Annotated in this window: 21 protein-coding genes; 10 read left to right on the top strand and 11 right to left on the bottom strand. The window is 73.2% G+C overall.

Annotated features, from left to right (window positions below; all coding sequences use genetic code 11):
- Positions 1–42: 42 nt before the first annotated feature.
- Together ACFW01_RS26830 and ACFW01_RS26825 are read right to left on the bottom strand one after the other, a co-directional pair.
- Positions 43–714 (bottom strand): ABC transporter permease, encoded by a 672-nt coding sequence (locus tag ACFW01_RS26830; RefSeq protein WP_384507366.1) that lies wholly within the window; start codon positions 712–714, stop codon positions 43–45.
- Positions 711–1,391 (bottom strand): ABC transporter permease, encoded by a 681-nt coding sequence (locus ACFW01_RS26825; protein ID WP_234955780.1) that lies wholly within the window; start codon positions 1,389–1,391, stop codon positions 711–713. The genes ACFW01_RS26830 and ACFW01_RS26825 overlap by 4 nt, the downstream gene beginning before the upstream one ends.
- A 186-nt stretch (positions 1,392–1,577) precedes the next feature.
- On the opposite strand from ACFW01_RS26825, the gene ACFW01_RS26820 reads away from it, so the two are divergent.
- The 6 genes from ACFW01_RS26820 to ACFW01_RS26795 all read left to right on the top strand — a co-directional run bounded on the left by ACFW01_RS26820 (position 1,578) and on the right by ACFW01_RS26795 (position 8,215).
- Positions 1,578–2,369: an ABC transporter ATP-binding protein gene (locus ACFW01_RS26820; protein WP_384507362.1), complete on the top strand. Its 792-nt coding sequence runs from the start codon at positions 1,578–1,580 to the stop codon at positions 2,367–2,369.
- A gap of 3 nt (positions 2,370–2,372) precedes the next feature.
- Positions 2,373–3,683 (top strand): FtsX-like permease family protein, encoded by a 1,311-nt coding sequence (locus tag ACFW01_RS26815; protein WP_384507359.1) that lies wholly within the window; start codon positions 2,373–2,375, stop codon positions 3,681–3,683.
- Between the two features lie 150 nt (positions 3,684–3,833).
- Positions 3,834–4,691 (top strand): AAA family ATPase, encoded by an 858-nt coding sequence (locus ACFW01_RS26810; RefSeq protein ID WP_384507356.1) that lies wholly within the window; start codon positions 3,834–3,836, stop codon positions 4,689–4,691.
- Positions 4,688–6,088, top strand: coding sequence for a VWA domain-containing protein (locus tag ACFW01_RS26805; protein ID WP_234955774.1), 1,401 nt, complete (start codon positions 4,688–4,690; stop codon positions 6,086–6,088). The genes ACFW01_RS26810 and ACFW01_RS26805 overlap by 4 nt, the downstream gene beginning before the upstream one ends.
- Positions 6,089–6,503: 415 nt before the next feature.
- Complete coding sequence (locus ACFW01_RS26800) at positions 6,504–7,424, top strand: helix-turn-helix transcriptional regulator (RefSeq protein ID WP_384507353.1); 921 nt, start codon at positions 6,504–6,506, stop codon at positions 7,422–7,424.
- Positions 7,421–8,215 carry an SDR family NAD(P)-dependent oxidoreductase gene (locus ACFW01_RS26795; protein WP_234955772.1) on the top strand — a complete coding sequence of 265 codons (795 nt, stop codon included), beginning with the start codon at positions 7,421–7,423 and terminating at the stop codon, positions 8,213–8,215. The genes ACFW01_RS26800 and ACFW01_RS26795 overlap by 4 nt, the downstream gene beginning before the upstream one ends.
- Before the next feature lie 110 nt (positions 8,216–8,325).
- On the opposite strand, the gene ACFW01_RS26790 is transcribed toward ACFW01_RS26795, so the two are convergent.
- Both ACFW01_RS26790 and ACFW01_RS26785 read right to left on the bottom strand, forming a co-directional pair.
- A complete protein-coding gene (locus tag ACFW01_RS26790) occupies positions 8,326–8,916 on the bottom strand; it encodes a dihydrofolate reductase family protein (protein WP_384507349.1) in 591 nt (196 codons plus the stop codon).
- 68 nt (positions 8,917–8,984) lie between these two features.
- On the bottom strand, positions 8,985–9,662 hold the full coding sequence (locus tag ACFW01_RS26785) for a TetR family transcriptional regulator (protein WP_384507347.1): 678 nt from the start codon (positions 9,660–9,662) through the stop codon (positions 8,985–8,987).
- Positions 9,663–9,872: 210 nt separating this feature from the next.
- Here ACFW01_RS26785 and ACFW01_RS26780 point away from each other — a divergent pair, with 210 nt between their 5' ends.
- Positions 9,873–10,781: an SDR family NAD(P)-dependent oxidoreductase gene (locus ACFW01_RS26780; protein WP_384507344.1), complete on the top strand. Its 909-nt coding sequence runs from the start codon at positions 9,873–9,875 to the stop codon at positions 10,779–10,781.
- 35 nt (positions 10,782–10,816) lie between these two features.
- On the opposite strand, the gene ACFW01_RS26775 is transcribed toward ACFW01_RS26780, so the two are convergent.
- From ACFW01_RS26775 to ACFW01_RS26765, 3 genes are all read right to left on the bottom strand, one after another.
- On the bottom strand, positions 10,817–11,176 hold the full coding sequence (locus ACFW01_RS26775; protein WP_234955768.1) for a cupin domain-containing protein: 360 nt from the start codon (positions 11,174–11,176) through the stop codon (positions 10,817–10,819).
- 89 nt (positions 11,177–11,265) lie between these two features.
- Positions 11,266–12,243, bottom strand: a complete 978-nt coding sequence (locus ACFW01_RS26770; RefSeq protein WP_384507340.1) for a pyridoxal-phosphate dependent enzyme — start codon at positions 12,241–12,243, stop codon at positions 11,266–11,268.
- Positions 12,240–12,932 (bottom strand): transcriptional regulator, encoded by a 693-nt coding sequence (locus tag ACFW01_RS26765; protein WP_384507337.1) that lies wholly within the window; start codon positions 12,930–12,932, stop codon positions 12,240–12,242. The genes ACFW01_RS26770 and ACFW01_RS26765 overlap by 4 nt, the downstream gene beginning before the upstream one ends.
- A gap of 171 nt (positions 12,933–13,103) precedes the next feature.
- Between ACFW01_RS26765 and ACFW01_RS26760 the strand changes: the two genes are divergently transcribed.
- From ACFW01_RS26760 to ACFW01_RS26750, 3 genes are all read left to right on the top strand, one after another.
- Positions 13,104–13,904 (top strand): class I SAM-dependent methyltransferase, encoded by an 801-nt coding sequence (locus ACFW01_RS26760; RefSeq protein WP_384507334.1) that lies wholly within the window; start codon positions 13,104–13,106, stop codon positions 13,902–13,904.
- 160 nt (positions 13,905–14,064) lie between these two features.
- Positions 14,065–15,729: an alkaline phosphatase D family protein gene (locus tag ACFW01_RS26755; RefSeq protein ID WP_384507331.1), complete on the top strand. Its 1,665-nt coding sequence runs from the start codon at positions 14,065–14,067 to the stop codon at positions 15,727–15,729.
- A gap of 202 nt (positions 15,730–15,931) precedes the next feature.
- Positions 15,932–17,311 (top strand): alpha-lytic protease prodomain-containing protein, encoded by a 1,380-nt coding sequence (locus ACFW01_RS26750; protein ID WP_384507328.1) that lies wholly within the window; start codon positions 15,932–15,934, stop codon positions 17,309–17,311.
- 63 nt (positions 17,312–17,374) lie between these two features.
- Here the strand turns inward: ACFW01_RS26750 and ACFW01_RS26745 are convergent, their stop codons facing one another.
- The 4 genes from ACFW01_RS26745 to ACFW01_RS26730 are packed head-to-tail and all read right to left on the bottom strand — an operon-like array spanning position 17,375 to position 21,106.
- The gene (locus tag ACFW01_RS26745) at positions 17,375–18,544 is read right to left on the bottom strand and encodes a serine hydrolase domain-containing protein (RefSeq protein ID WP_384507325.1); all 1,170 of its coding nucleotides are present in this window, start codon (positions 18,542–18,544) and stop codon (positions 17,375–17,377) included.
- Entirely contained in the window at positions 18,541–19,461 is a 921-nt protein-coding gene (locus ACFW01_RS26740) for a DUF6895 family protein (RefSeq protein WP_234955757.1), read from the bottom strand. Before ACFW01_RS26740 ends, ACFW01_RS26745 begins: the two co-directional genes overlap by 4 nt.
- The gene (locus ACFW01_RS26735) at positions 19,458–20,402 is read right to left on the bottom strand and encodes a DUF6895 family protein (protein WP_234955756.1); all 945 of its coding nucleotides are present in this window, start codon (positions 20,400–20,402) and stop codon (positions 19,458–19,460) included. Before ACFW01_RS26735 ends, ACFW01_RS26740 begins: the two co-directional genes overlap by 4 nt.
- The gene (locus ACFW01_RS26730) at positions 20,399–21,106 is read right to left on the bottom strand and encodes a hypothetical protein (protein ID WP_384507321.1); all 708 of its coding nucleotides are present in this window, start codon (positions 21,104–21,106) and stop codon (positions 20,399–20,401) included. Before ACFW01_RS26730 ends, ACFW01_RS26735 begins: the two co-directional genes overlap by 4 nt.
- Positions 21,107–21,119: the final 13 nt, after the last annotated feature.

Genomic DNA, 21,119 nt, shown 5'->3' with positions numbered 1-21,119 from the left:
GGACCGTGCGGGCCGGCCCGCGCCGGGTCCCGGCCGGCCGGGTCACCCCGCACCTCTCGCCCACCGCGGGGACAGCCGTTCGGCCAGTTCGAAGAGGCCCTCGACGACCAGCGCGAAGGCGGCGACGAGGACGGCACCGGCCACGACCTGCGGCGTGCTGGCGAGGTTGAACCCCGCGGTGATGATCCTGCCCAGCCCTCCGCCGCCCGCGAGGGCGGAGATGGTGGCGGTCGCGACGAGCTGGACGGCGGCGATGCGCACCCCGTTCATCACCATGGGGAGCGAAAGGGGCAGTTCCACGCGGAACAGCATCTGCCGCCCCGTCATCCCCATGCCGCGGGCCGCCTGGACCACGCCCCGGTCGACCTCGCGCATGCCGACGTAGGCGTTGGTGAGCAGCGGCGGTACGGCGAACAGCACGAGGGCGACGACGGTCGGGCCCTCGCCCCAGCGGCCCACGGGGGTGAGCAGCAGCAGGACCAGCACGGCGAAAGTGGGGACCGCCCGGCCGACGTTGGAGATGTTGACGGCCAGGGCGCCGCCCTTGCCGAGGTGGCCGAGGACCAGGGCGACCGGCAGGGCGATCAGGCAGCTGATGACCAGGCAGACGACGGTGAGGACGAGGTGCTGCACGAGACGGTGTGTGATGCCGTTCTCGCCCGGCCAGTGCGCGGGGTCGGTGAGCCAGTCCCAGGCCGCCGTCAGTGTGGTCATCCGCGGGCCGCCCTGGTCCAGGGGGTCATCAGCCGCTGGGCGCCGAGCAGCAGCAGGTCGGCGGCGACGGCGATCACCACGCACAGCACGGAGGCGGTCAGCACCTGTGCCTTGAAGTAGGTGTTCATCCCCGAGTAGATGAGGTTGCCGAGACCGCCGAAGCCGACGATCGCCCCCACCGTCAGCAGCGACACCGCGGAGACGGTCGCGATCCGCAGGCCGGCCATCGCGGCGGGCAGGGCCAGCGGCAGTTCGACGGCCAGCAGCAGCCGGACCGGGCCGTAGCCCATGCCGCGCGCCGCCTGCCGGATCTCCTCGGGCACCGCCCGCAGCCCGGCCAGGATGTTGCGGACCAGGAGCGTCAGCGAGTACAGCACCAGCCCGGCGACGACGAGGCTCGCCGACAGCCCGTACACCGGCAGGAGCAGGGAGAACATGGCCAGGGACGGGATCGTGTACAGGATCGTGGTCAGGGCCAGCACGGGCCCGGCCGCCCAGCGGCGGCGGCGCGCCAGCACCGCGAGCGGCAGGGCGACGACGAGCGCGACGAGCACCGAGGCGGCGGTCAGCTCCAGGTGCTGGAGCACGGCGTCGAGCAGGATCTCACGGCGGGTGCTCAGATACTCCCCGCAGATCCACTCGTTGCGCGCGAGACAGTCGTCCGGAGGTGCGGTCACCTGCCCATTGCACCGGTCCCGCGCGGGGGCGGGCGCGTTGTGGTGGCCCGTACGGGGCGCCGGCCCCCGGAGGGTGGTGTCGTTGAGTACACCCCCCGATAGGGGTTCTGCGCCCAGTGTGGCCCGGCCCGCCGCTCCGTAGCGTCTTCGACGAGGCACCGCACAGGGCGTGCCACCCGGAAGGTGATGACGATGTTCCGTTCCCGCACCCGCGGCGGCCACGACCAGGGCCCCGCCCCCGAGGCCCTCCGGCTCGTCAAGGTGACCCGGACCTACGGCTCCGAGGAGAACGCCGTGACCGCCCTGGACGGAGTCACCCTGAGCCTGGGCCGCGGCACGTTCACGGCGGTCATGGGACCGTCGGGCTCGGGCAAGTCCACCCTGCTGCAGTGCGCGGCGGGGCTCGACCGGCCGGACAGCGGCATCGTGTGGGTGGACGGCGCGGAGCTGACCGGGGGCACCGAGGCGGATCTGACCAGGTTCCGGCGCGGCCGGGTCGGGTTCGTGTTCCAGCAGTACAACCTGCTGGACACGCTGACGGTCGCGCAGAACACGGTGCTCCCGCTCAAGCTCGCCGGACGCCGCGTCGACCGCGGGCGGGCCCGCGAGATCCTGACCACCGTCGGCCTCGGGGACCGGCTGGGGCACCGCCCCGCCCAGCTCTCCGGCGGTCAGCGGCAGCGGGTGGCGATCGCCCGCGCCCTGGTCACCGAGCCCCGGGTGATCTTCGCCGACGAGCCGACGGGCGCACTGGACACACGCAGCGCCCGGCAGGTGATGCTGCTGCTCCAGGAGGCGGTGCGGGTGCACGCGCGGACCGTGGTGATGGTGACGCACGACCCGGTCGCCGCCTCGTACGCGGACTCGGTGGTGTTCCTCGCCGACGGACGGCTGGCGGGGCGGATGGACGCGCCGACCCCGGACGCGGTCGCGGAGCGGCTGGCGCACCTGGGCGACACCGTGACGGCGGGGGTGTGAGCGATGCTGGCACTGGCCCTTCGGTCGATCCGGCAGCGCCCCGGACGGTTCCTCGCGACGCTGCTGTCCGCCTTCCTGGGCGCGGCGGTCGTCATGACGTTCAACTCGATGCACGACACGGCCGGGCAGGACGGCGTCGACGCGGTCAGCTCTCAGACGCTGGGCACGGCGGCGGGCGTCGTCGGCGGCTACGGGACCCTGCTGGTGTTCTTCGCGGTGGCGTCCACGCTGACGGTCAACGTGCGCCAGCGCACCGCCGAACTGGAGCTGCTGCGCTGCTCGGGCGCGACCCCGGCGCAGATCAGGCGGATGGTCGTGGGTGAGGCGGTGGCCGTGGCACTGGCGGGCGCCGCGCTCGCGGTCGGCCCGGCGATGCTCGGCGGGCGGACGCTGCTGGAGATGTTCCAGGACAGCGGGCAGGTCGCGCACTCCGTCGACTACTCCTTCGGCCCGATCGCGCTGGTGAGCGGCGTGGACATCACGCTGCTCGCCGCCGCGGGCGCCGCCTTCCTGGCGGTGCGGCGGGTGACGCGGGGCAGCAGGGAGCGGGCCGGGGCCAAGCGGTTCCTGGCGTACGCCGCGCTGGTCACCGGCGCCGCGGGCGCCGGCTCCACCTTCCTGTTCTCGGCGACGGACGAGATGCTGATGGCGGCACCGGCCTACGGGGCGATCCTGCTGTCGGTCGGTCTGGCGCTGCTGTCGCCCGGGCTGCTGCGGGGCGTGCTGAACCGGCTGCCCCTGAGCGGCCCGAGCGGCTGGCTGGCCGTGCGCAACCTGCGTGAGCGGTCCGAGCACCTCGCCGGGATCCTGGTGTCGCTGATCCTGTTCACGGCGGTGTCGACGGCGACGCTCACCATGCAGGCCGTGGAGAGCGACGCGGTGGCGGCCTCGGGGCTGGTCAAGTCGGTCGACGCGAAGAACCTCGAGACGCTGAACCTGACGGTGGTCGGCATCATCGCGGTGTTCGTCTGCGTGATGCTGGTGAACTCGCTGTACGCGGAGACGACGTACCGCTCCCGTGAGTTCGGGCAGCAGCGGCTGGCGGGCGCGACTCCCGGGCAGGTGCTGCGCGTGGTGGCCACCGAGGGCGTCGTCCTGACGCTCACCGGGGTGTTCTTCGGCACGGTGGCCGCGCTGGCCGGCGTGGTGCCGTTCACGGTGGTCCGCACCGACGCGGTGCTGCCGGACCAGTTCGCCGGCGTCTGGCTCGCGATGGTCTCGGTGTCGGCGGCGGTGACGCTGGGGACGAGCGTGGGGACGGCCCGGCGGGTGCTGCGCACGCCGGCGGTGAGGGCGGTGACGCTCGCCGCGTGAGCCGGACGCGGAACGGGAGGGGCGGCCCGCGGTCGCCCCTCCCTTCGGTCTTTCCGTGACAGCGGAGGTGAACAAGCGCTTAGATAGGGCTTGTAAGCAGAGGCTTGCAAGCAGAGGCTTGTACGCACCGCACCCGAGCTGGAGGCCCCGGTGTTCTCTTCCGTCGACGACGTCTCCGCACGCCTCGCCGAGACCGGCTACCTGGCGTCACCCGCGGTCGCCACGACGGTCTTCCTCGCCGCCCGGCTCGGCAAGCCGCTGCTGGTGGAGGGCCCCGCGGGGGTCGGCAAGACCGAGCTGGCCAAGGCCGTGGCCCAGGTCACCGACGCCCGGCTGGTACGGCTCCAGTGCTACGAGGGCGTCGACGAGTCCCGGGCCCTGTACGAGTGGAACCACGCCAAGCAGTTGCTGCGCATCAGCGCGGGCCGCGACGAGAGCTGGGACGAGGCGCGGACCGACATCTTCGGCGAGGAGTTCCTGCTCACCCGGCCGCTGCTGACCGCGATCCGCGGGGACGACGCCAAGGTGCTGCTGATCGACGAGACCGACAAGGCGGATGTCGAGGTCGAGGGCCTGCTCCTGGAGGTGCTGAGCGACTTCCAGGTGACCGTGCCGGAGCTGGGCACCATCACCGCGACCCGCCGCCCCTTCACCGTCCTCACCTCGAACGCGAGCCGCGAGCTGTCGGAGGCGCTGCGCCGGCGCTGTCTGTTCCTGCACATCGGCTTCCCGGAGGAGGAGCTGGAGCGGCGGATCGTGCGGCTGAAGGTGCCGGGGCTGGACGAGGCCCTGGCCGGTTCACTGGTGCGGGTGGTGGGTGCGCTGCGCGCCATGGACCTGCGCAAGGTGCCGTCGGTCGCCGAGACCATCGACTGGGCCCGCACCCTGCTCGCGCTCGGCGCGGACACGCTGGACGAGACCGTCGTACGGGACACCCTCGGCGTCGTCCTCAAGCACCAGGAGGACGTTTTGCGGGCCGCCGCCAAGCTCGACCTGGAGGCGCTGTGACCACGGGCGTGAACACCGGCGTGGCCGAGCGGCTGACGTCGCTGGTGGCGGCGTTGCGGGCGCACGGTGTGCGGGTCGGCACCGGGGAGAGCGTGGACGCGGCGCGGGCGGTGGAGTCACTGGGTCTCGCCGACCGTGAGCTGCTGCGCGAGGGCCTGGCGGCGACGCTGCTGCACACCGCGGACCAGCGGCGGGTGTTCGACCCGGTCTTCGACGTGTACTTCCCGCGCGGCGTCGGCGGCCCGGGCACCGGCCCCGCCGGCCGGGAAGCATTGCGCGACCGGCTCGCCGCCGCGCTCGCCGACGACGACCGGGCGCTGCTGGCCCGGCTGGCCGGGGAGGCGGTGGACGGCTTCGGCGCCTACGGTTCCTCCGGCGCGGGCGGCGGCCCGGGCACCCCGGGCTCCTCCCCCGGTTCGGACGGCTGGTCCTCGCACCAGACCCTCGACCGGGTCCGTCCGCAGACGCTGCTCGCCCGGGTGAGGGACGACGTGCGGGCGCGGGGCGGTGCCCCGGGGTTCACCGACCGGCTCCTCGAGGACGAGATCCGGCGCCGCATCGAGGTCTTCCGGCGGCTGGTGGCCGCGGAGGCGCGGCGCCGGGCCGCGGAGCGGCGCGGACGCGACGAGATCGCCCGGCGGGCGGTGGCCCCGACGCCGGACCGCGTCGACTTCCTGCTCGCCGGGCAGGCTCAACTGGCCGACCTGCGGCGGACGGTGCGGCCGCTGGCCCGCAAGCTCGCCACGCGGCTGACGGCCCGTCGGCGCCGCGCGTCGCGCGGCAGCATCGACCTGCGGCGCACGCTGCGGGGGTCGCTGTCCACGGGCGGCGTGCCGATGAAGCCGGTGCTGCGCCGGCGCCGTCCGGTGCGGCCCGAACTGGTGCTGCTGTGCGACGTGTCGGGGTCGGTGGCGGGGTTCTCGGACTTCACCATGCTGCTGGTGCAGGCGCTGCACGACCAGTTCGCCAAGGTGCGGGTGTTCGCCTTCGTCAACCGGATCGACGAGGTGACCGGGCTGCTGGCGCACGGCACCGCCGATCCGGAGGGGCTGGGCGCCCGGATCGGCGCACAGGCGCGGCTCACCGGCTGGCACGGCAGCAGCGACTACGGCGTCGCGCTGGGCGAGTTCGCGGAGCGGTACGCCGACGCGGTCGGCCCGCGCACGACCGTCTTCGTCCTCGGCGACGCCCGTACCAACATGAGCGACCCGAACCTGCCCGCCCTGCGACGGATCACCGAGCGCTCGCGACGCAGCTACTGGCTCAACCCCGAACAGCGCTCCCGCTGGGGCACCGGCGACTCGGCGGCCCCGGCGTACGCCGAGCTGATCGAGATGCACGAGTGCCGCAACGTTCGTCAACTCGGCGCGCTGGTCACCCGGTTGCTGCCGGTGTGAGGCCCGGGAGCTGTCCCGGCGATCACGCCTTCGGCCGTCTCCCAGCCTCGGGCCTGGGTGCTCGCATGCCGAGGTGCCGCGTTGCCCAGCTTGGGTCGCCGCGATGGGTCACCGGGTGATGAAGGCGGTGTCCAGGGTCCGGCCCGGAGCGGAAGTGTCGCGGTACCGCGGGCCTTCGCAATGACGGGGGCCGGCGTTGGAGGACGAGCTGTCGGGTTGCGGAGGTCCTTCCGCGTTGCGGCAGGACGCCGGTCTCACGCGAGCGGACTTGAAGGCCGACCGGGTTCATCGACCGGCCGGGCCGACCCGGCCGGCCGATGGCTGGACCGCTTCGCCCCTCGGTCGCCGGTTCCTAGGACGCAGCGACCCACCCACCGCCATCGCGACACCCTCGCCGGGGCAGGAGGATGGAGGCATGGCCGGCAACGTGGACCTCACCCAGTTCCTGCGCCGCTGCCGGGACCGCATCGACCCCCAGTCGCTCGGCCTCCCGCACAGCGGCGCCTACCGCCGCGTGCCCGGCCTGCGGCGCGAGGAGGTCGCCCGGCTCGCCGGAGTGAGCACCGACTACTACACCCGTCTGGAACAGGGCCGCAGCATCACCCCGTCCGACGCCGTGCTGGACGCCATCGCCGAGGCGCTGCGCCTGGACGACACCGAACGGACCCATCTGCACGACTTGGTCAAGACCCGGCCCGGGCACCCCGCTCGGCGCACCCCACCCGCCGTGCAGCGCGCCCGCCCCGCCCTGCTGCGGTTCCTGGACTCGTTTTACGACCACGCCGCCTTCATCCTGGGCAGGCGCGGCGACGTCCTGGCCACCAACCACCTGTGCCGGGCCCTGATCGCCGACTTCGACGCCATGCCCTACCGGGAGCGCAACCTCACTCGGTGGATCGTTCTGGCTCCGCAGGCGCGCGAGCTGTACGCGGACTGGGAACGCATCGCGGCGGAAATGACCGCGATCCTGCGCCTGGACGCCGGCCGGTACCCGGACGACGCCCGGACCGCCGAACTCGTCGGCGAGCTGACCATGAAGAGCGAACACTTCCGCCGCTGGTGGGACGACCACCGCGTCCTCACCCGCACCCACGGCCAGAAACGCTTCCACCACCCCCTGGTCGGCGAGCTCACCATCGACTACCAGGCCCTCGCCCCGCCCGGCGAGGACGACCAGACGCTCTTCCTCTACATGCCCGCCGACGACCACACCTCCCAAGATGCCTGGCGTCTGCTCGCCGACTGGAACGCCCCCGCCCCCGACCGCGGCCCCCGACCGGCCGACGAGACCCCGTCCCCCTCCCCCTCCGACTCCGAAGACAGGAGCAGCCTGTGAGCACCCCCTCCACCCGACCCCTGGCCCTGGTCACCGGAGCCTCCAACGGCATCGGCTACGAGATCGCGCGCCTGTGCGCCGCCAACGGTTTCGACCTGGTCGCCACCGGCCGCAGCGCGAAGATCGACGAGGCCGCCGAGCAGTTCACCCGCGACGGCGCCCACGTCGTCCCCGTCCGCGCCGACCTCGCCGAGGCCGACGGAGTCGAGACGGTGTGGACGGCCGTGGAGGACACCGGCCGCCCCCTGGCCGCCGCGGTGCTCAACGCCGGACGCAGCATCGGCGGGGCCTTCCTCGACACCGACCTGGACGACGAACTCTCGCTGATCTCCCTCAACGTCACCTCCGTCGTCCACCTCGCCAAACGTGTGGCCCGGCACATGGCCGCCAGCGGCGACGGAAGGATCCTCATCACCTCGTCGCTGTCAGCGACGCTGCCCACCCCCTACGAGACCGTCTACGGACCGTCCCGCGCCTTCACTCGCATGTTCGCCCTCGGCCTGCGCGAGGAACTCCAAGAACACCACGTCAGCGTCACGTGCCTCATGCCCGGTGCCACCGACAGCGACTTCCACTCCCGTGCCGGCATGAACAACACCGCCTTCGGCACCGGCGCCAGGAAGAACAGCCGCAAGGAAGTCGCCCGCCAGGGCTTCGTCGCGATGATGGAAGGCCGCGCCGAAATCGTCGGTGGCGACGCCGCCACCAAGCGCGCCGCCCTCCAGCACCGCTTCCTGCCCGAGACCTACAAGGCCGCCCGCCACGCCACCAAAGCCAAACCTCGCCCTTAGCGGCGGGCGTCCGACGAACCCGTGCAACCCGGAGCTTCACCGCGGCGCGGATCCGTGTTCACCCGGTGCCCTCATGGATGCTGCCGCGGGTGGCCCGCCCGAGTGAGGTGTCAGTCGATGTCCGCCGGGTCACCGGCCGCCGACGGGCGCTCGTACCTGGTCAGGACCACGCCGCCGTCAAACGTCCGCGTCTCCACCAGGTTCAGCTTCGCCCGGCTGTCCAGTGCGGTGAAGAACGGTGTGCCGCCACCCACCAGGACCGGATGGGTGACGACCGTGTACTCGTCGATCAGCCCGGCCCGCATCGCCGCCCCGGCGAGCGCCGCGCCGCCGACCCTCATCGGCCCGCCGTCCCCGGCCTTGAGCCGGGCGATCTCCGCGACCGCGTCGCCGGTGACCAGGCGCGTGTTCCAGTCGACCGTGTCGAGCGTCGAGGAGAACACCACCTTCGGCGTGTCCCGCCAGTTCCGGGCGAACTCGATCTCCGCCGGGGTGGCGCCCGGCTGCTGGTCGCCGGTCGGCCAGTAGGCGCTCATGGTCTCCCAGAGCATGCGCCCGTACAGCAGCAGACTGATCGCCCGCTCCTCGTCGAGCCACCACTGGAACAGCTCGTAGCAGGGATCGCTCCAGCCGATGTCGTCGCCGGGCGCGGCGATGTAGCCGTCCAGGGACAGGTTCATGCCGTAGAGGAGTCTCCGCACGGCGCCGGCCTTCCGTCAGTCGGTCTCGGAGGTTCGGAAGTCTAGACGGGCCGCGACCCCGGCGGGCGTCATGGCAGGGAGGCGCGGGCGATGGTGCCCGCGGTGAGCGTGGCCAGCATCTCCCGCAGTGCGGTCACGAAGTCCAGCTTGAACGCGGTGAGCGAGGGGTCGGCCTCGTAGGCGGCGAGCATGGCCGGGGAGGGCCGAGCGTGCGTCCACACGGCGCCGACGGCCATGATCATGGCCGCGGTCAACTGCGGGGCGCTGTCGCCCAGTTCAGGAATGTGCCGATGGGCCAGTGCAGAGACGTCGACGACGTTGGCCACGGCCGCATGCTTGTAGCGGGCGGCCACATGCGGGGAGACGTTGTGTTCCAGTACGCCCGCCTGCGCGCTCAGCAGGTCGCACAGGACCCGGCGCCGGGCGAGGGAGCCCGCGATGACGGCGGCGAACTGCTCCGCACGCCGACTCACCGGAGCGTCCTGGTCGACACCGGCGTCCGCCAGGGCGGGCAGGTCGGCCACCCACTGCCGCCAGGCACGGTCGAGCAGCTCCAGCAGGATCGCCTCCCGCGATTCGAAGTAGCGCAGCACATTGGACTTCGCCAGCCCGACGCGGCGGCTCAGCTCGTTCAGGCTGATCTCGCCGACGGGCATCTCCTCGAGCATGGCGGCGGCGGTGTCGAGGATGGCCCGGCGGCGCACCTCACGCTGCTCCTCACTGCGCGCGCGCTGGAAGTTCGTCATGCGCCCAGATTACAGACTCCCGGTCTTTTGACATCAGACCGGCGGTCTTCTACGTTGGAACCAGCCGAATAGACCGCCGGTCTGAAATAGGTCGGCGCCGGAGTCGCCTTCGCCGGGACGTCCCCGGCGTGCCCTTCCGGCTCGGTGTCACGACCCTGCCGAGCGACGCATGACCGGGCAGATCCAACGAATCCATGGAGCGTGACGACGATGCAGCACTGGACTCCGGACGACATCCCTGACCAGACCGGCCGCACCGCGCTGATCACCGGCGGGAACAGCGGGATCGGACTGCAGACCGCCCGCGAACTCGCCCGCCACGGGGCCCGCGTGATCCTGGCCGGCCGCAGCCGGACCAAGCTGGACCAGGCCGCGGATGCCGTGCGCGCCGTGATCCCCGGGGCCCGGACGGACACCCTCGTGCTTGACCTCTCCGACCTCTCCTCCGTCCGCGACGCGGCCACCCGCATCGCCGAGACCGAGACGGTCGACCTGCTCTTCAACAACGCCGGCGTGATGAACCTGTCCGAGCGGCGGACCACCCGCGACGGCCTCGAGATGACGGTCGGCACCAACCACCTCGGCCACTTCGCCTTCGACGCCCAGGTCTGGCCCGCCGTGCGCCGCTCGTCCGCACCGCGTGTGGTCACCGTCAGCGCCATCGCGGCGCGGTGGCCGATGGGCAGACTGGACGACCTGATGAGCGAAAGGAGCTACCGCCCCATGGGCGCCTACGCCAAGTCCAAGCGCGCCAACATCGTCTACACCCTCGAACTCGCGCGCCGCACCGCGAGCGGCCCCGTCGAGGCGCTCGTCGTCCATCCGGGGTCGGCGATGACCGGTCTGCAGCAGCACGGCAACGGCCCTCTGAGCCGGGTGATCACCCCGATCGCCGCACGCCTGATCATGGGGTCGGCCCAGGGTGCGGCCTGGCCCTCGCTGTACGCGGCGACCAGCCCTCACGTCCCGTCGGGCAGCTTCATCGGCCCCGCCGGACGGGACCAGACCTCCGGCACCCCCAAGCCCGCCAAGCTCCCCACCGGCGCCGACGGCCCCGCGGAGGGCGGGCGGCTGTGGGCGGCGAGCGAGCAACTCACGGGCGCCTCCTTCGACCTGTGAGCCCGGTGCCGCCCTCAGGGGGCACCCGGATCCGCTCAGTCCGCCTTGGCGTACTCCTTCGCCATGGCGCCGGCGAAGTCGTACACGACGCACTGTCCGTCGCCGACGACCCAGGCGTCGTGGCCCGGTGAGCAGACGAACACGTCGCCCGGGCCCACCTCGCTCTCGGTGCCGTCGTCCATGTGGATGTGCATGCGTCCCTCCACCACGTAGCAGTTGTGATGGATCATGCAGCTGTCGGTGCCCGCGAGCGGCGCCACCGACTCCGACCAGCGCCACCCCGGCTCGAAGGTGGCGACGGCGAAGTCGAGTCCCTCCATGTGCACGGCCTCGATGTGGCCGCGCGGGAAGTCGCGGCGCTCGTCGGGCTTGTCGAGCGTCTTTGCCTGCAACATGACGCTCCTCCTTTTCCTGGCCGCCCCTGGACCCACCACTCCATCGTCCGCCTGTCAAGTCGGCGGCGCCATCCGGGGGACGGACGCGGTCAGGCGGGCGCGCCGCAGAGTTCGGCGAAGCGGGCGGCGTCCACGTTGCCGCCGGAGAGGATCACGCCGACGCGGCGGGGCAGGCCGTCGATCCGGCCGTTCAGCAGGGCGGCCAGCGGGGTGGCGCCGCTCGGTTCGAGGACGGCCTTCAGCCGCTCGAAGGCGAACCGCATCGCGTCCCGGATCTCGTCGTCGGAGACCAGCACGACACCGTCGAGCAGCCGCCGGTTGACGGAGAACGTCAGTTCGCCCGGGGTGGGCAGGGCCTGGCCGTCGGCGATGGTGCGCGGGACCGGCACGGTGACGCGCCGGCCGGCCGCCAGGGAGCGCCGGGTGTCGTCACCGGCCTCGGGCTCGACGCCGATCACCCGGGTGGCGGGGTGCAGGCCCTTGACGGCGGTGGCGCTCCCGGCGACGAGTCCGCCGCCGCCGACGGGTGCGATCAGCGCGTCCAGGTCTCCGGTCTCCTCGACGAGTTCGAGGGCGGCGGTGCCCTGTCCGGCGATGACGTCCGGGTGTTCGTACGGCGGGATCAGGGTGAGGCCCCGGTCGGCGGCCAGCGCCTCGGCGATGGCCACGCGGTCTCCGGTGTAGCGGTCGTAGGTGACGATCTCCGCGCCGTATCCCGCGGTGGCCGCGCGCTTGGAGGGCGGCGCGTCCTCGGGCATGACGATCACCGCGGTGGTGTCCAGCTCGCGGGCGGCGAGGGCGACCGCCTGGGCGTGGTTCCCGGAGGAGTAGGCGGCGATGCCCCGGGACAGCTGCTCCGGCGTGAGGCGGGAGGCCGCGTGATAGGCGCCGCGGAACTTGAAGGCGCCGACCCGCTGGTGGTTCTCGCACTTGAGGAAGACCTCGGCGCCGACGAGGGCGTCCAGGGTGCGGGAGCGCAGCACCGGGGTGCGGTGTGCGACACCCTCGATGCGGGCGGCGGCGGCCCGTACATCGTCGAGGGTGACCGGCGCGGTGGTGGTCGTCACGGGTGTCCTCCGACGGGGTCGGCGGCCGGGCCGGTCTCGGCGCGGGCCTGGGAGAGGTAGTGGTAGGCGGAGGCCCGGGAGATGCCGAGCCGGGCGGCGACGTGCTCGACCGAGCGGCGTACGGCGAACACGCCGCGCCCGTCCAGGTCGCGGAACAGCTCCAGGCGCTGGGCGCGGTCCAGCGCCGCCCAGCTGGTGCCCCGGCGCAGCGGGTGCGCGTCCACGATCGCCTCGACCACCGCGTCGATGTCGTCGCCGAAGGTGGTGGCCGGCGGATCGGCGGAGGTGCCCGCGGTCCCGGCCAGGGAGCCGAGCAGGGCGTGCGCCCGGTCGACGGCGGTGACGTCCAGGTTGACGCACAGGGCGCCGAACACGGCGCCCGTGGAGTCGCGCAGCACCATCGTGGAGGACTTCAGCAGGGTGCCGCCGTCCGTGCGCGTGACGTAGTTCAGCTCGTCCCGGGCCTCGTCGCCGCGGGCCAGCACGCGCATGCCGATCTCGCTCATCGCGCCGCCCACGGTCCGTCCGGTCACCGAGCCGGCGACGGCGACCACCGACCGCTCGGGGTCCCGGTAGTCGTGCAGGACCGCCTCGCAGACCGGCCCGAACGTGGCGGCGATCCCGTCGACGACCGGGCGCAGGGCGGCGAGGACCGCGTCGCGCTCGGCGTCCAGCGCCGTTTCGCTCATCAGGGGCTCCTTGCTCGGACTCCAACAAGTCTCAGACTACACGTCCAGCTTCTGGACTGACAGTCCAGTTCCGACCCGCGTCACGGCGGTCCTGTCATTGCGCCGCCGGCTCTGGCACCCTTCCCGGCACCTCGCACTGTCCGAGCCCCTCGTACGGAGGTCGCTTCCGCCATGCCCAAGGACGCCAGGTCCCCGAAGAAGCTGCGCAGCAACCGCGCGGCGCTCACGCACAAGGTCGGGTACGCGCTGCGCCACCCCGAGCGGGTCGGCCCCTACGTCCGCCGGGCCGGGCGGGACGCGTGGCTGCGGCTCAGGCACCCCGACCACGTCGGCTACTACCGGGCCGTGATGGCCTCCGACACCCGCCGCGACCCCGAGGCCGCGGTGGGCAGCCGGACCCACGACCGGTGGCTGGCACTCGGGCAGATGCAGTTCGACTACCTCGTCGAGCACGGACTCCGTCCGGAGCACCGCATGCTCGACATCGGCTGCGGCAACCTGCGCGGCGGCTGGCGCTTCATCGACCACCTCGACGCCGGCCACTACTACGGCATCGACATCTCGCCGGACATCCTGATCGCCGCCAAGCGGACGCTGACCGAGCGCGGTCTCCAGGCCAAGCTGCCCCACCTGACCCTCACCGGGGACCTCAGGCTGGAGTTCCTGCCCGACGGCCACTTCGACGTCGTCCACGCGCACAGCGTCTTCTCGCACTCCCCGCCGCGCGTCATCGACGAGTGCCTGCGCAACGTGGGCCGCGTCCTGACCGACACCGGGTTCTTCGACTTCACCTTCGACCGCACGGAGGGCACCGAACACCAGGTGCTGCGCGAGGACTTCTACTACCGCACGGACACCCTGCTCACGCTGGCCGCCCAGCACAACCTGCACGCGCGGTTCATGGAGGACTGGGAGAAGCGCCCGCACGGCCAGTCGAAGATCAGGGTCAGCCGCTCACCGCTGCCGTCCTAGGGTCCGCCGCGTCGCCACGCCGGAGCCGGACGCCGTGGGTCCGGCTCCGGCGTCCGCGCGTACCTCCTCCTGTGTGATCACTCCGCAAGCCCTGACCGTTTCAGGTGTTTTGTCTGCTTAGCATGCGGGGTCCGCCACGCCCCGTACGAGAGGACACCAGATGGCGCCCACGGGCCGTCACAGCGCACTGGCCGAGCACGCGTTCTCCCCGCACGACGCGGTGCTGCGTGCCGCCGCCCGGCACCTCGGCCGCAGGCGCTTCCTCACCGTGACCGCGGCGACCGCGGCACTCGCCTTCGCCACCAACCGGCCGGCCCGCGGCGCGGTCGCCGCCCGCGAGCGCGAGGCCGCCCGGATCACCAAGGACCCCTTCACCCTCGGCGTCGCCTCCGGAGACCCGATGCCGGCCTCGGTGCTGCTGTGGACCCGGCTGGCGCCCGAGCCGTTCCTGGAGGACGGCGGGATGGGCACGGAACGGGTCACGGTCGAGTGGGAAGTGGCCTTCGACGAGTACTTCGCGGCCGTCCTGCTGCGGGGCACCGCCGAGGCGCACGCCGAGTACGCCCACAGCGTGCACGTCGACGTGAAGGGCCTGACCCCCGGCACGGTCTACTACTACCGCTTCCGCGCCGGCGCCTGGCTCAGCCCGGCCGGCCGCACCCGCACCGCGCCGCCGGCGGGCAGCGCCACGTCGGGTCTGAGGATCGCGACCGTCGCCTGCCAGGCGTACCAGGACGGTTACTACACGGTGCACCGGCACGTCGCCGAGGACGACGTCGACGTGGTCTTCCACCTCGGCGACTACCTGTACGAGTACGCGGTGAACTCGGCGGGCGGCGAGCGCAACTACACCGACGTCACGCTGCCCGACGTGTTCAACCGCGAGACGATGACCCTCGCGGACTACCGGATGCGGTACGCGCTCTACAAGAGCGACGAGGACCTCCAGGCCGCGCACGCCGCGCACCCGTTCGTCGTGACCTGGGACGACCACGAGACCGAGAACAACTACGCCGGGAGCATCCCCGAGAACGACATCCCGCCGGAGGAGTTCCTGCTGCGCCGGGCCGCCGCCTACCGTGCGTACTGGGAGAACCAGCCGCTGCGCGCCGAGCAGCTGCCGCAGGGACCGGACGCCCGGCTGTACCGCCGGCTGCACTGGGGCACGCTCGCCCAGTTCGACTTCCTCGACACCCGCCAGTACCGCTCCGACCAAGCGTACGACGACCGGCCGCACGCCCCCGGGCCCGAGTCCGACGACCCGGCGCGCACCATGACGGGCGCGGCGCAGGAGCAGTGGCTGCTGGACGGCTGGCAGGGCTCGACCGCGCTGTGGAACGTGATGCCCCAGCAGGTCTGCTTCTCGCAGCGCAAGTTCGACGACACCGCCGACGCCGCGCTCTCCATGGACGCCTGGGACGGCTACCGCGCCTCGCGCGACCGGCTCGTCGCCGGGGCCAAGGCCGCCGGGGTCGACAACTGGCTGATCCTCACCGGCGACGTGCACGTGGGCTACGCCCTGGACGTCAAGGAGGACTTCGACGACCCGGCGTCCGCCACCGTCGGCACCGAGATCACCTGCACCTCGGTGGCCAGCGGCCGGGACGGCGTGGAGCAGCCCGCCAACTGGGAGCTGTACCTGCGGGCCAACCCGCACATGAAGTTCTACAACGGCAAGCGCGGCTACGTCCGGGTGGAACTGGACCGTCAGGCCGCCCACCTGGACTTCCGGACCGTGTCCGCCGTCACCACGCCCGGCGCCCCGATCACCACGGCCGCGTCCTTCGTCACGGAGGCGGGCGCACCGGGTCTGAAGCCCGCCTGAGCCCCCGGGCCGGCCGACGGGCGGATGCCGCGCGTACTGCACTTGGCACCCACCGCGTCCCCCATAGCGCGAAAGACGGCCGGGGCCGGTGTCGCCGCCGGTCTTTCCGGCAAGACCTGTGACTTCGTCGCAGTCGCACCGTGACCCACGGTCGCGCACCGAACACCGCTGTCTCGCACAGCCCTCGAAGGAGGCACATCGCATGGTCGGCAGACACGCCGCGCGCAGCCGCCGCGCAGCCCTGACCGCGCTCGGCGCCCTGGTCCTGACCGCACTCCCCTCGGCCGCCTCGGCCGCGCCGCTCCCCGCTCCCGGTGCGCAGCCCGCCGCCGTCCGGACGCCCGCCCCGGCGGCGCCGTCGGCGCGGATGCTGCGCGCGATGGAACGCGACCTCAGGCTGTCGCCCGGGCAGGCGGCGGCACGGCTGGCCAACGAGCAGGAGGCGGGTACGCGCGCGGGCATGCTGCGCAACACGCTGGGCGACCGCTTCGCGGGGGCCTGGGTGAGCGGCGCGACCTCCGCCGAACTGACCGTCGCCACCACGGACGCGGCGGACACCTCCGCCATCGAGGCGGGCGGCGCCAAGGCGGCGGTCGTCGAGCGGGGCCTGGCCGAACTCCGCTCGGTCAAGGAGAAGCTGGACGCGTCCGCCGTCCGCATGCGGACCCGGCAGACACCGGTGTGGTACGTCGACGTGAAGACCAACCGGGTCGTGGTCCAGGCCACCAGCCGGTCCGCGGCGGACGCCTTCGTCGAGACCGCCGGTCTGGCGGGCCAGGACGTGGGCGTCCGGATCTCCCCGAACCGGCCGCGGCTGCTGACGGACCTGGTCGGCGGCGACGCCTACTACATCAACGACCAGGCCCGCTGCTCCATCGGGTTCGGCGTCACCAAGGACGACCAGCAGGGCTTCGCCACGGCCGGGCACTGCGGCGACCCGGGCGCCACCACCACCGGATTCAACGAGGCCGCCCAGGGCACCTTCCAGGCCTCGACCTTCCCCGGCAAGGACATGGCCTGGGTGGGCGTCAACTCGGACTGGACGGCGACGCCGGACGTGAAGGGCGAGGGCGGCGAGAAGGTGCAGATCGCCGGCTCGGTGGAGGCGCTCGTGGGCGCCTCGGTGTGCCGCTCGGGCTCCACCACGGGGTGGCACTGCGGCACCATCCAGCAGCACGACACGAGTGTCACGTACCCGGAGGGCACCGTGAACGGGCTCACCGAGACGACGGTGTGCGCCGAACCCGGCGACTCGGGCGGCCCCTACGTCTCGGGCACCCAGGGCCAGGGCACCACGTCCGGCGGCTCCGGGAACTGCACGAACGGCGGGACCACCTTCTACCAGCCGATCAACCCGCTGCTGAGCGACTTCGGCCTCACCCTGAAGACCACCTCGGCCGCGACCGGGACCCCCGCACCGCCGCAGGACAACGCGGCGGCGGACGCGTGGACCTCGGGCCGGGTGTACGAGGCGGGCGCCACGGTGTCCTACGCGGGCGCCCGCTACCGGTGCCTGCAGGGCCACCAGGCGCAGGGCGTGGGCTCGCCGGCGAGCACCCCGGCCCTGTGGCAGCGGGTCTGACGAACGGACGGCCGCCGCGAGGCGGTCCTGGGCGCGGGGCCGCCGCTGAACGCGGCCCCGCGCCTATCGCTGTGCCTGCCGCGTCTGCTGTGTTTGCCGTGTCTGCTGCGTCTGCTGCGTCTGCTGCGTCTGCTGCGTCTGCTGCGTCTGCGCCAGGAAGGCGTAGGCGCCCGCGATGAAGGGGTCCGCGGCGCGGAAGCGTCTGCCGCACACCGCCGCCAGGGCCGTGCCCGTGTCGGGGCGGAAGCCCAGGAACGCCTGCTGGCCCAGGGTGGCCCCGCTGTGGAAGTACATCGGCCCGCCGTCGGTGGGGTGCCGGAACCAGGCCACCGTGTGCACGTGCCGGTGCCCCACGCCCCGCCGCAGCACGGGTACGCGCACGGCGCCCAGCGCTCCGGCGGCCGGTGAGCCGGCCGGGTCGAGGTGGGCTTCGAGGAAGGTGAGCAGGTCGTGCGGGGTGGACCGGACGGCCCCGGCCGCCTGGAAGCCGCCCGCGTCGAACGGCGGGACGGGGGTGCGGCCGTCCTTGCGGTGTCCCACGGCGTCGGTGCCGGGGCCCTCGGCGCGCAGGGCGGTGCCGCCGAGGCCGAGCGGTTCGAGGACCTGACGGGTGAGCAGGTCTTCCCAGGAAGTCCCCAGGACCGCGGCGACCGCGTGTCCGAGTACGGAGACGCCGTAGTTGGAGTAGTGCCAGCGGGTTCCGGGACGGTGCCTGGGCCGGTGGTGCAGGAAGGTGTCCGTCAGCCGCTCGGCCGGGTAGCGCGCGTAGGGGTTGGTGCGCCAGGCGGACAGTCCGGTGCGCAGGAAGCCGGCCGGGAGGGCGGGCAGTCCCGCCGTGTGGGTGAGGAGGTGGGCCAGCGTCACGGGGTGCGGGCCGGCCGGGCGGCCTGGGTCCAGGCAGGTGACGGCGGCCTCGCCGCCGGTGAGCGCGCCGCGCCGTACGAGCCGGGTCAGCAGCAGTCCGGTGAACGTCTTGGAGGCCGACCCGATCTCGTAGCGCAGGTCCTCGCGCGGGACGTCGGGGGGCGGTGCGGTGCCGCCGCCGACCAGGATGCGCCGGCCGTGCCGGGAGACGGCGAAGACGACGTCGGGGGCGTCGCAGGCGGCGACGGCCTCGGTCAGCCGCTCGCGCAGGGCGGCGTCGTCGGCGGGTGCGGGGGGCGCCGGCGGGCCCGTCGGGAAGTCGCCCGCGTCGTCGGGGTCGCCCGGCCAGGGCGTGGGACGGCCCGTCACGACGCCGTGTGCGCCAGCTCGCTGAGCGCGCGGGAGGTGGCGAGCAGGGAGGCGAAGGCGGCGACCAGGGTCGGGTGGTAGACCAGGTCGAACAGCGAGTCGGGGCTGCCCTCGGGCATGGTGCGTACGGCGGGCATGGCGCCGTCGGGCTGCTGCGCGGCGGCGAAGCCCCGCCAGGCGGCCTCGTCGAGGGTGGGCCGGGGCAGGCAGGCGTCGACCACGAGGAGTTCGCCGAGCAGGTCCCAGCGTTCGAGGTCCAGCCAGTCGTCGATCCACACCGGCAGCCAGGTGGCGAGGTACTCGGCCACGGAGGGCGGCAGCCCGCCGGGGTTCTCGCCCCAGTCGGTCAGGTGGAAGACGGTGTGCGTGATGTCGTACGCGGTGTGGCCCTCGACCGTCCAGGGCTCGGGGGTCCCGGCCAGCCAGGTGGTGGCGACCAGGTCGGCCTCGGGCGGCCGGGCGGCCAGGCCGAACCGGCGCTGGAACGCGGACAGGCCCAGGCGCCGGGTCGGCGTCACCGGGAACCGGGCCCAGCTGTCCAGCCGGTGGTTGAGGACCGTGGCCTCCTCCACCTCGGGCTGGCTGTAGCCCAGCTCCTTGAACGGCAGGTACACCTCGAAAGGGACGGGCGAGAAGGGCTCGATCCGCTGGCCGCGCACCAGCATCCGGCCGCCGTCCAGGGTCTCGCGCCAGGTGTGGTCGAGCAGTTGGCGCGCGAGCTGGGCCTGCCGGGAGCCGGCGACTCCCTCGCGGAAGAGCACTTTGCAGATCAGGGCGAGTTCGCCGATCGGTTTGAAGCGCTCCAGGAAGCCGGTCTCGGGGTCCACGTCCTGCTCCAGGCGGAAGCCGTCGCGGTGGGCCCAGAGCCACTCCAGCGCACCGGCGCCGACGCCGTGGATCAGGCGGGTGTCCGTCATCCCGGCACTCCTTGTCCGGCGTGGTCCGTGTCGCCCAGCCGTGCGGTGGTGAGCGCGGCCGCGAACACGGCCATCAGGGTGGAGTGGTAACAGTCCGTGAAGTCATAGGGATCGTTTCCCGCGTGCTCCCCGGCGGCGTCCTGCAGGGCCCCCTCCTCGGGGATCGCGCCGGACGCGTCCTGGGCGGCCGCGACGCGCGGCCAGGCGTCCTCCAGAACGGCCGGCTCCGGCGGGTGCGGCAGGCCGGCGGCGACCGCCAGCAGTTCGCAGCTCAGGTCCCACATCCGGGCCTCCAGACAGGAGTCGAGCCAGGGCGGCAGCCAGTGCGCCAGGTAGTCCGCGAGATCGGACGGCACGCCCTGGGGGCTGCGTCCCCAGTCGGTGAGGTGGAAGACGACGTGGGTGAGCGCGTAACCGGCCGCCCGTTCGAAGGTCCACGGCTCGGGCAGGCCGCCCAGCCAGGTCCGGCCCAGCGCCTGCGGGAGCCGCCCGTGCGGGTGGATGCCGCTGTGCCGCTCGGCCTCCAGCACGCCGAGCCGCCGGGTGGGGTACTGCTCGGTCAGCCGCCAGCCCCGGGTACGGGCCACCACCGCGGCGGACGCCTCGTAGCCCGGGTGGCGGAATCCGGCCGAGGCGAAGGCGGCGTACACCTCCAACGGGTAGGTGGCGAAGGGCTCCAGCGACTGCATCAGCGGAAACAGCTCGCCCCGGTGGGTCTGCTGCCAGGCGAAGTCCAGCAGGTCGGACACCCGGCTGTGCAGCGGGTCCGCCGGCGGGGTGCACAGGGACACGGAGGCGCAGACCCGGGTCAGCTCGCCCAGCGGTTTCCAGGTCCGGTTGACCTGGCCCTCCGCCGCGAGCGCGTCCTCGCCGAGCGCGAAGCGGTCCCGGTGGTCCCACACCCAGTCCAGGGCCGCCTCCTCGACGCCCCGGACGCTCACAGGAGGACTCCGGCGGGCATCAGCCGCGCCGCCTCCAGCTGGAGCGCCACCCTGGGGTCCGAGCCGCCCATGAGGCGTACGAAGTCGAGTCCCGCTTCGAGGCCCAGGCTCTCCGGCACCCCGTCCAGGAGGGTGAGCCAGCGTCCGGCTCCGGCCGCCTGCTGCCAGTCCCGGCGGCGCACCGCCCGGACGAAACCGCGGGCCACGTCGACCGGGCGGCGCCGGGCCAGGCGGGTCACCGCGCACTCCTCGCCGGGCAGCGCGAGCGGTGCGAGGACCGCGAGCTGATGGGTCAGCACCTGCCAACCGGCCTCGTCGAGCCAGCCGGTGCCGGGTTCCGCACCCGGCTCGCCGGCGGTCGGGCCGGGCGGCGGATGGTCGAGCCGGCGCAGGGCACGGGCCATGGCCCAGTGGCTCCATACGACGGTGGGGGCCGCGTCGGGACGCGGCGGATGGGCCGTGACGGCGTCCTTGAACACCGCGAGTTGCCCGGGGTCGGGCGGAACGCGCAGGAGGACGGCGGGCAACAGCGTGTCGGCGCCCAGAACGCGTACCGCCGCACGCGCGACGCCCTCACCGGCGCCGCCGGTCGTCAGGGTGCTGCCCGCTCGCACGTGGTCTCCGCTCCGAAGAGCGGAGACCACGTCGGAAGCGAGGTCCAGCACCGCGCCCTGCAGGAGGGTTGACGTGCTCGACTGCTCCATTTCACTGCTCCCG

It is taken from the genome of Streptomyces sp. NPDC058985, from assembly GCF_042740985.1.
Lineage (GTDB): Bacteria > Actinomycetota > Actinomycetes > Streptomycetales > Streptomycetaceae > Streptomyces.
Note: the sequence above shows the minus strand (reverse complement) of the source record. Positions and strands in the feature narration are given on the sequence as shown.

Excerpts from the sequence above, each read along its gene's own strand:
- ACFW01_RS26830 (WP_384507366.1), bottom strand. The coding sequence starts at position 714 with ATGACCACACTGACGGCGGCCTGGGACTGGCTCACCGACCCCGCGCAC.
- ACFW01_RS26820 (WP_384507362.1), top strand. The coding sequence starts at position 1,578 with ATGACGATGTTCCGTTCCCGCACCCGCGGCGGCCACGACCAGGGCCCC.
- ACFW01_RS26815 (WP_384507359.1), top strand. The coding sequence starts at position 2,373 with ATGCTGGCACTGGCCCTTCGGTCGATCCGGCAGCGCCCCGGACGGTTC.
- ACFW01_RS26800 (WP_384507353.1), top strand. The coding sequence starts at position 6,504 with ATGGCCGGCAACGTGGACCTCACCCAGTTCCTGCGCCGCTGCCGGGAC.
- ACFW01_RS26785 (WP_384507347.1), bottom strand. The coding sequence starts at position 9,662 with ATGACGAACTTCCAGCGCGCGCGCAGTGAGGAGCAGCGTGAGGTGCGC.
- ACFW01_RS26780 (WP_384507344.1), top strand. The coding sequence starts at position 9,873 with ATGCAGCACTGGACTCCGGACGACATCCCTGACCAGACCGGCCGCACC.
- ACFW01_RS26775 (WP_234955768.1), bottom strand. The coding sequence starts at position 11,176 with ATGTTGCAGGCAAAGACGCTCGACAAGCCCGACGAGCGCCGCGACTTC.
- ACFW01_RS26765 (WP_384507337.1), bottom strand. The coding sequence starts at position 12,932 with ATGAGCGAAACGGCGCTGGACGCCGAGCGCGACGCGGTCCTCGCCGCC.
- ACFW01_RS26760 (WP_384507334.1), top strand. The coding sequence starts at position 13,104 with ATGCCCAAGGACGCCAGGTCCCCGAAGAAGCTGCGCAGCAACCGCGCG.
- ACFW01_RS26755 (WP_384507331.1), top strand. The coding sequence starts at position 14,065 with ATGGCGCCCACGGGCCGTCACAGCGCACTGGCCGAGCACGCGTTCTCC.
- ACFW01_RS26750 (WP_384507328.1), top strand. The coding sequence starts at position 15,932 with ATGGTCGGCAGACACGCCGCGCGCAGCCGCCGCGCAGCCCTGACCGCG.
- ACFW01_RS26740 (WP_234955757.1), bottom strand. The coding sequence starts at position 19,461 with ATGACGGACACCCGCCTGATCCACGGCGTCGGCGCCGGTGCGCTGGAG.
- ACFW01_RS26730 (WP_384507321.1), bottom strand. The coding sequence starts at position 21,106 with ATGGAGCAGTCGAGCACGTCAACCCTCCTGCAGGGCGCGGTGCTGGAC.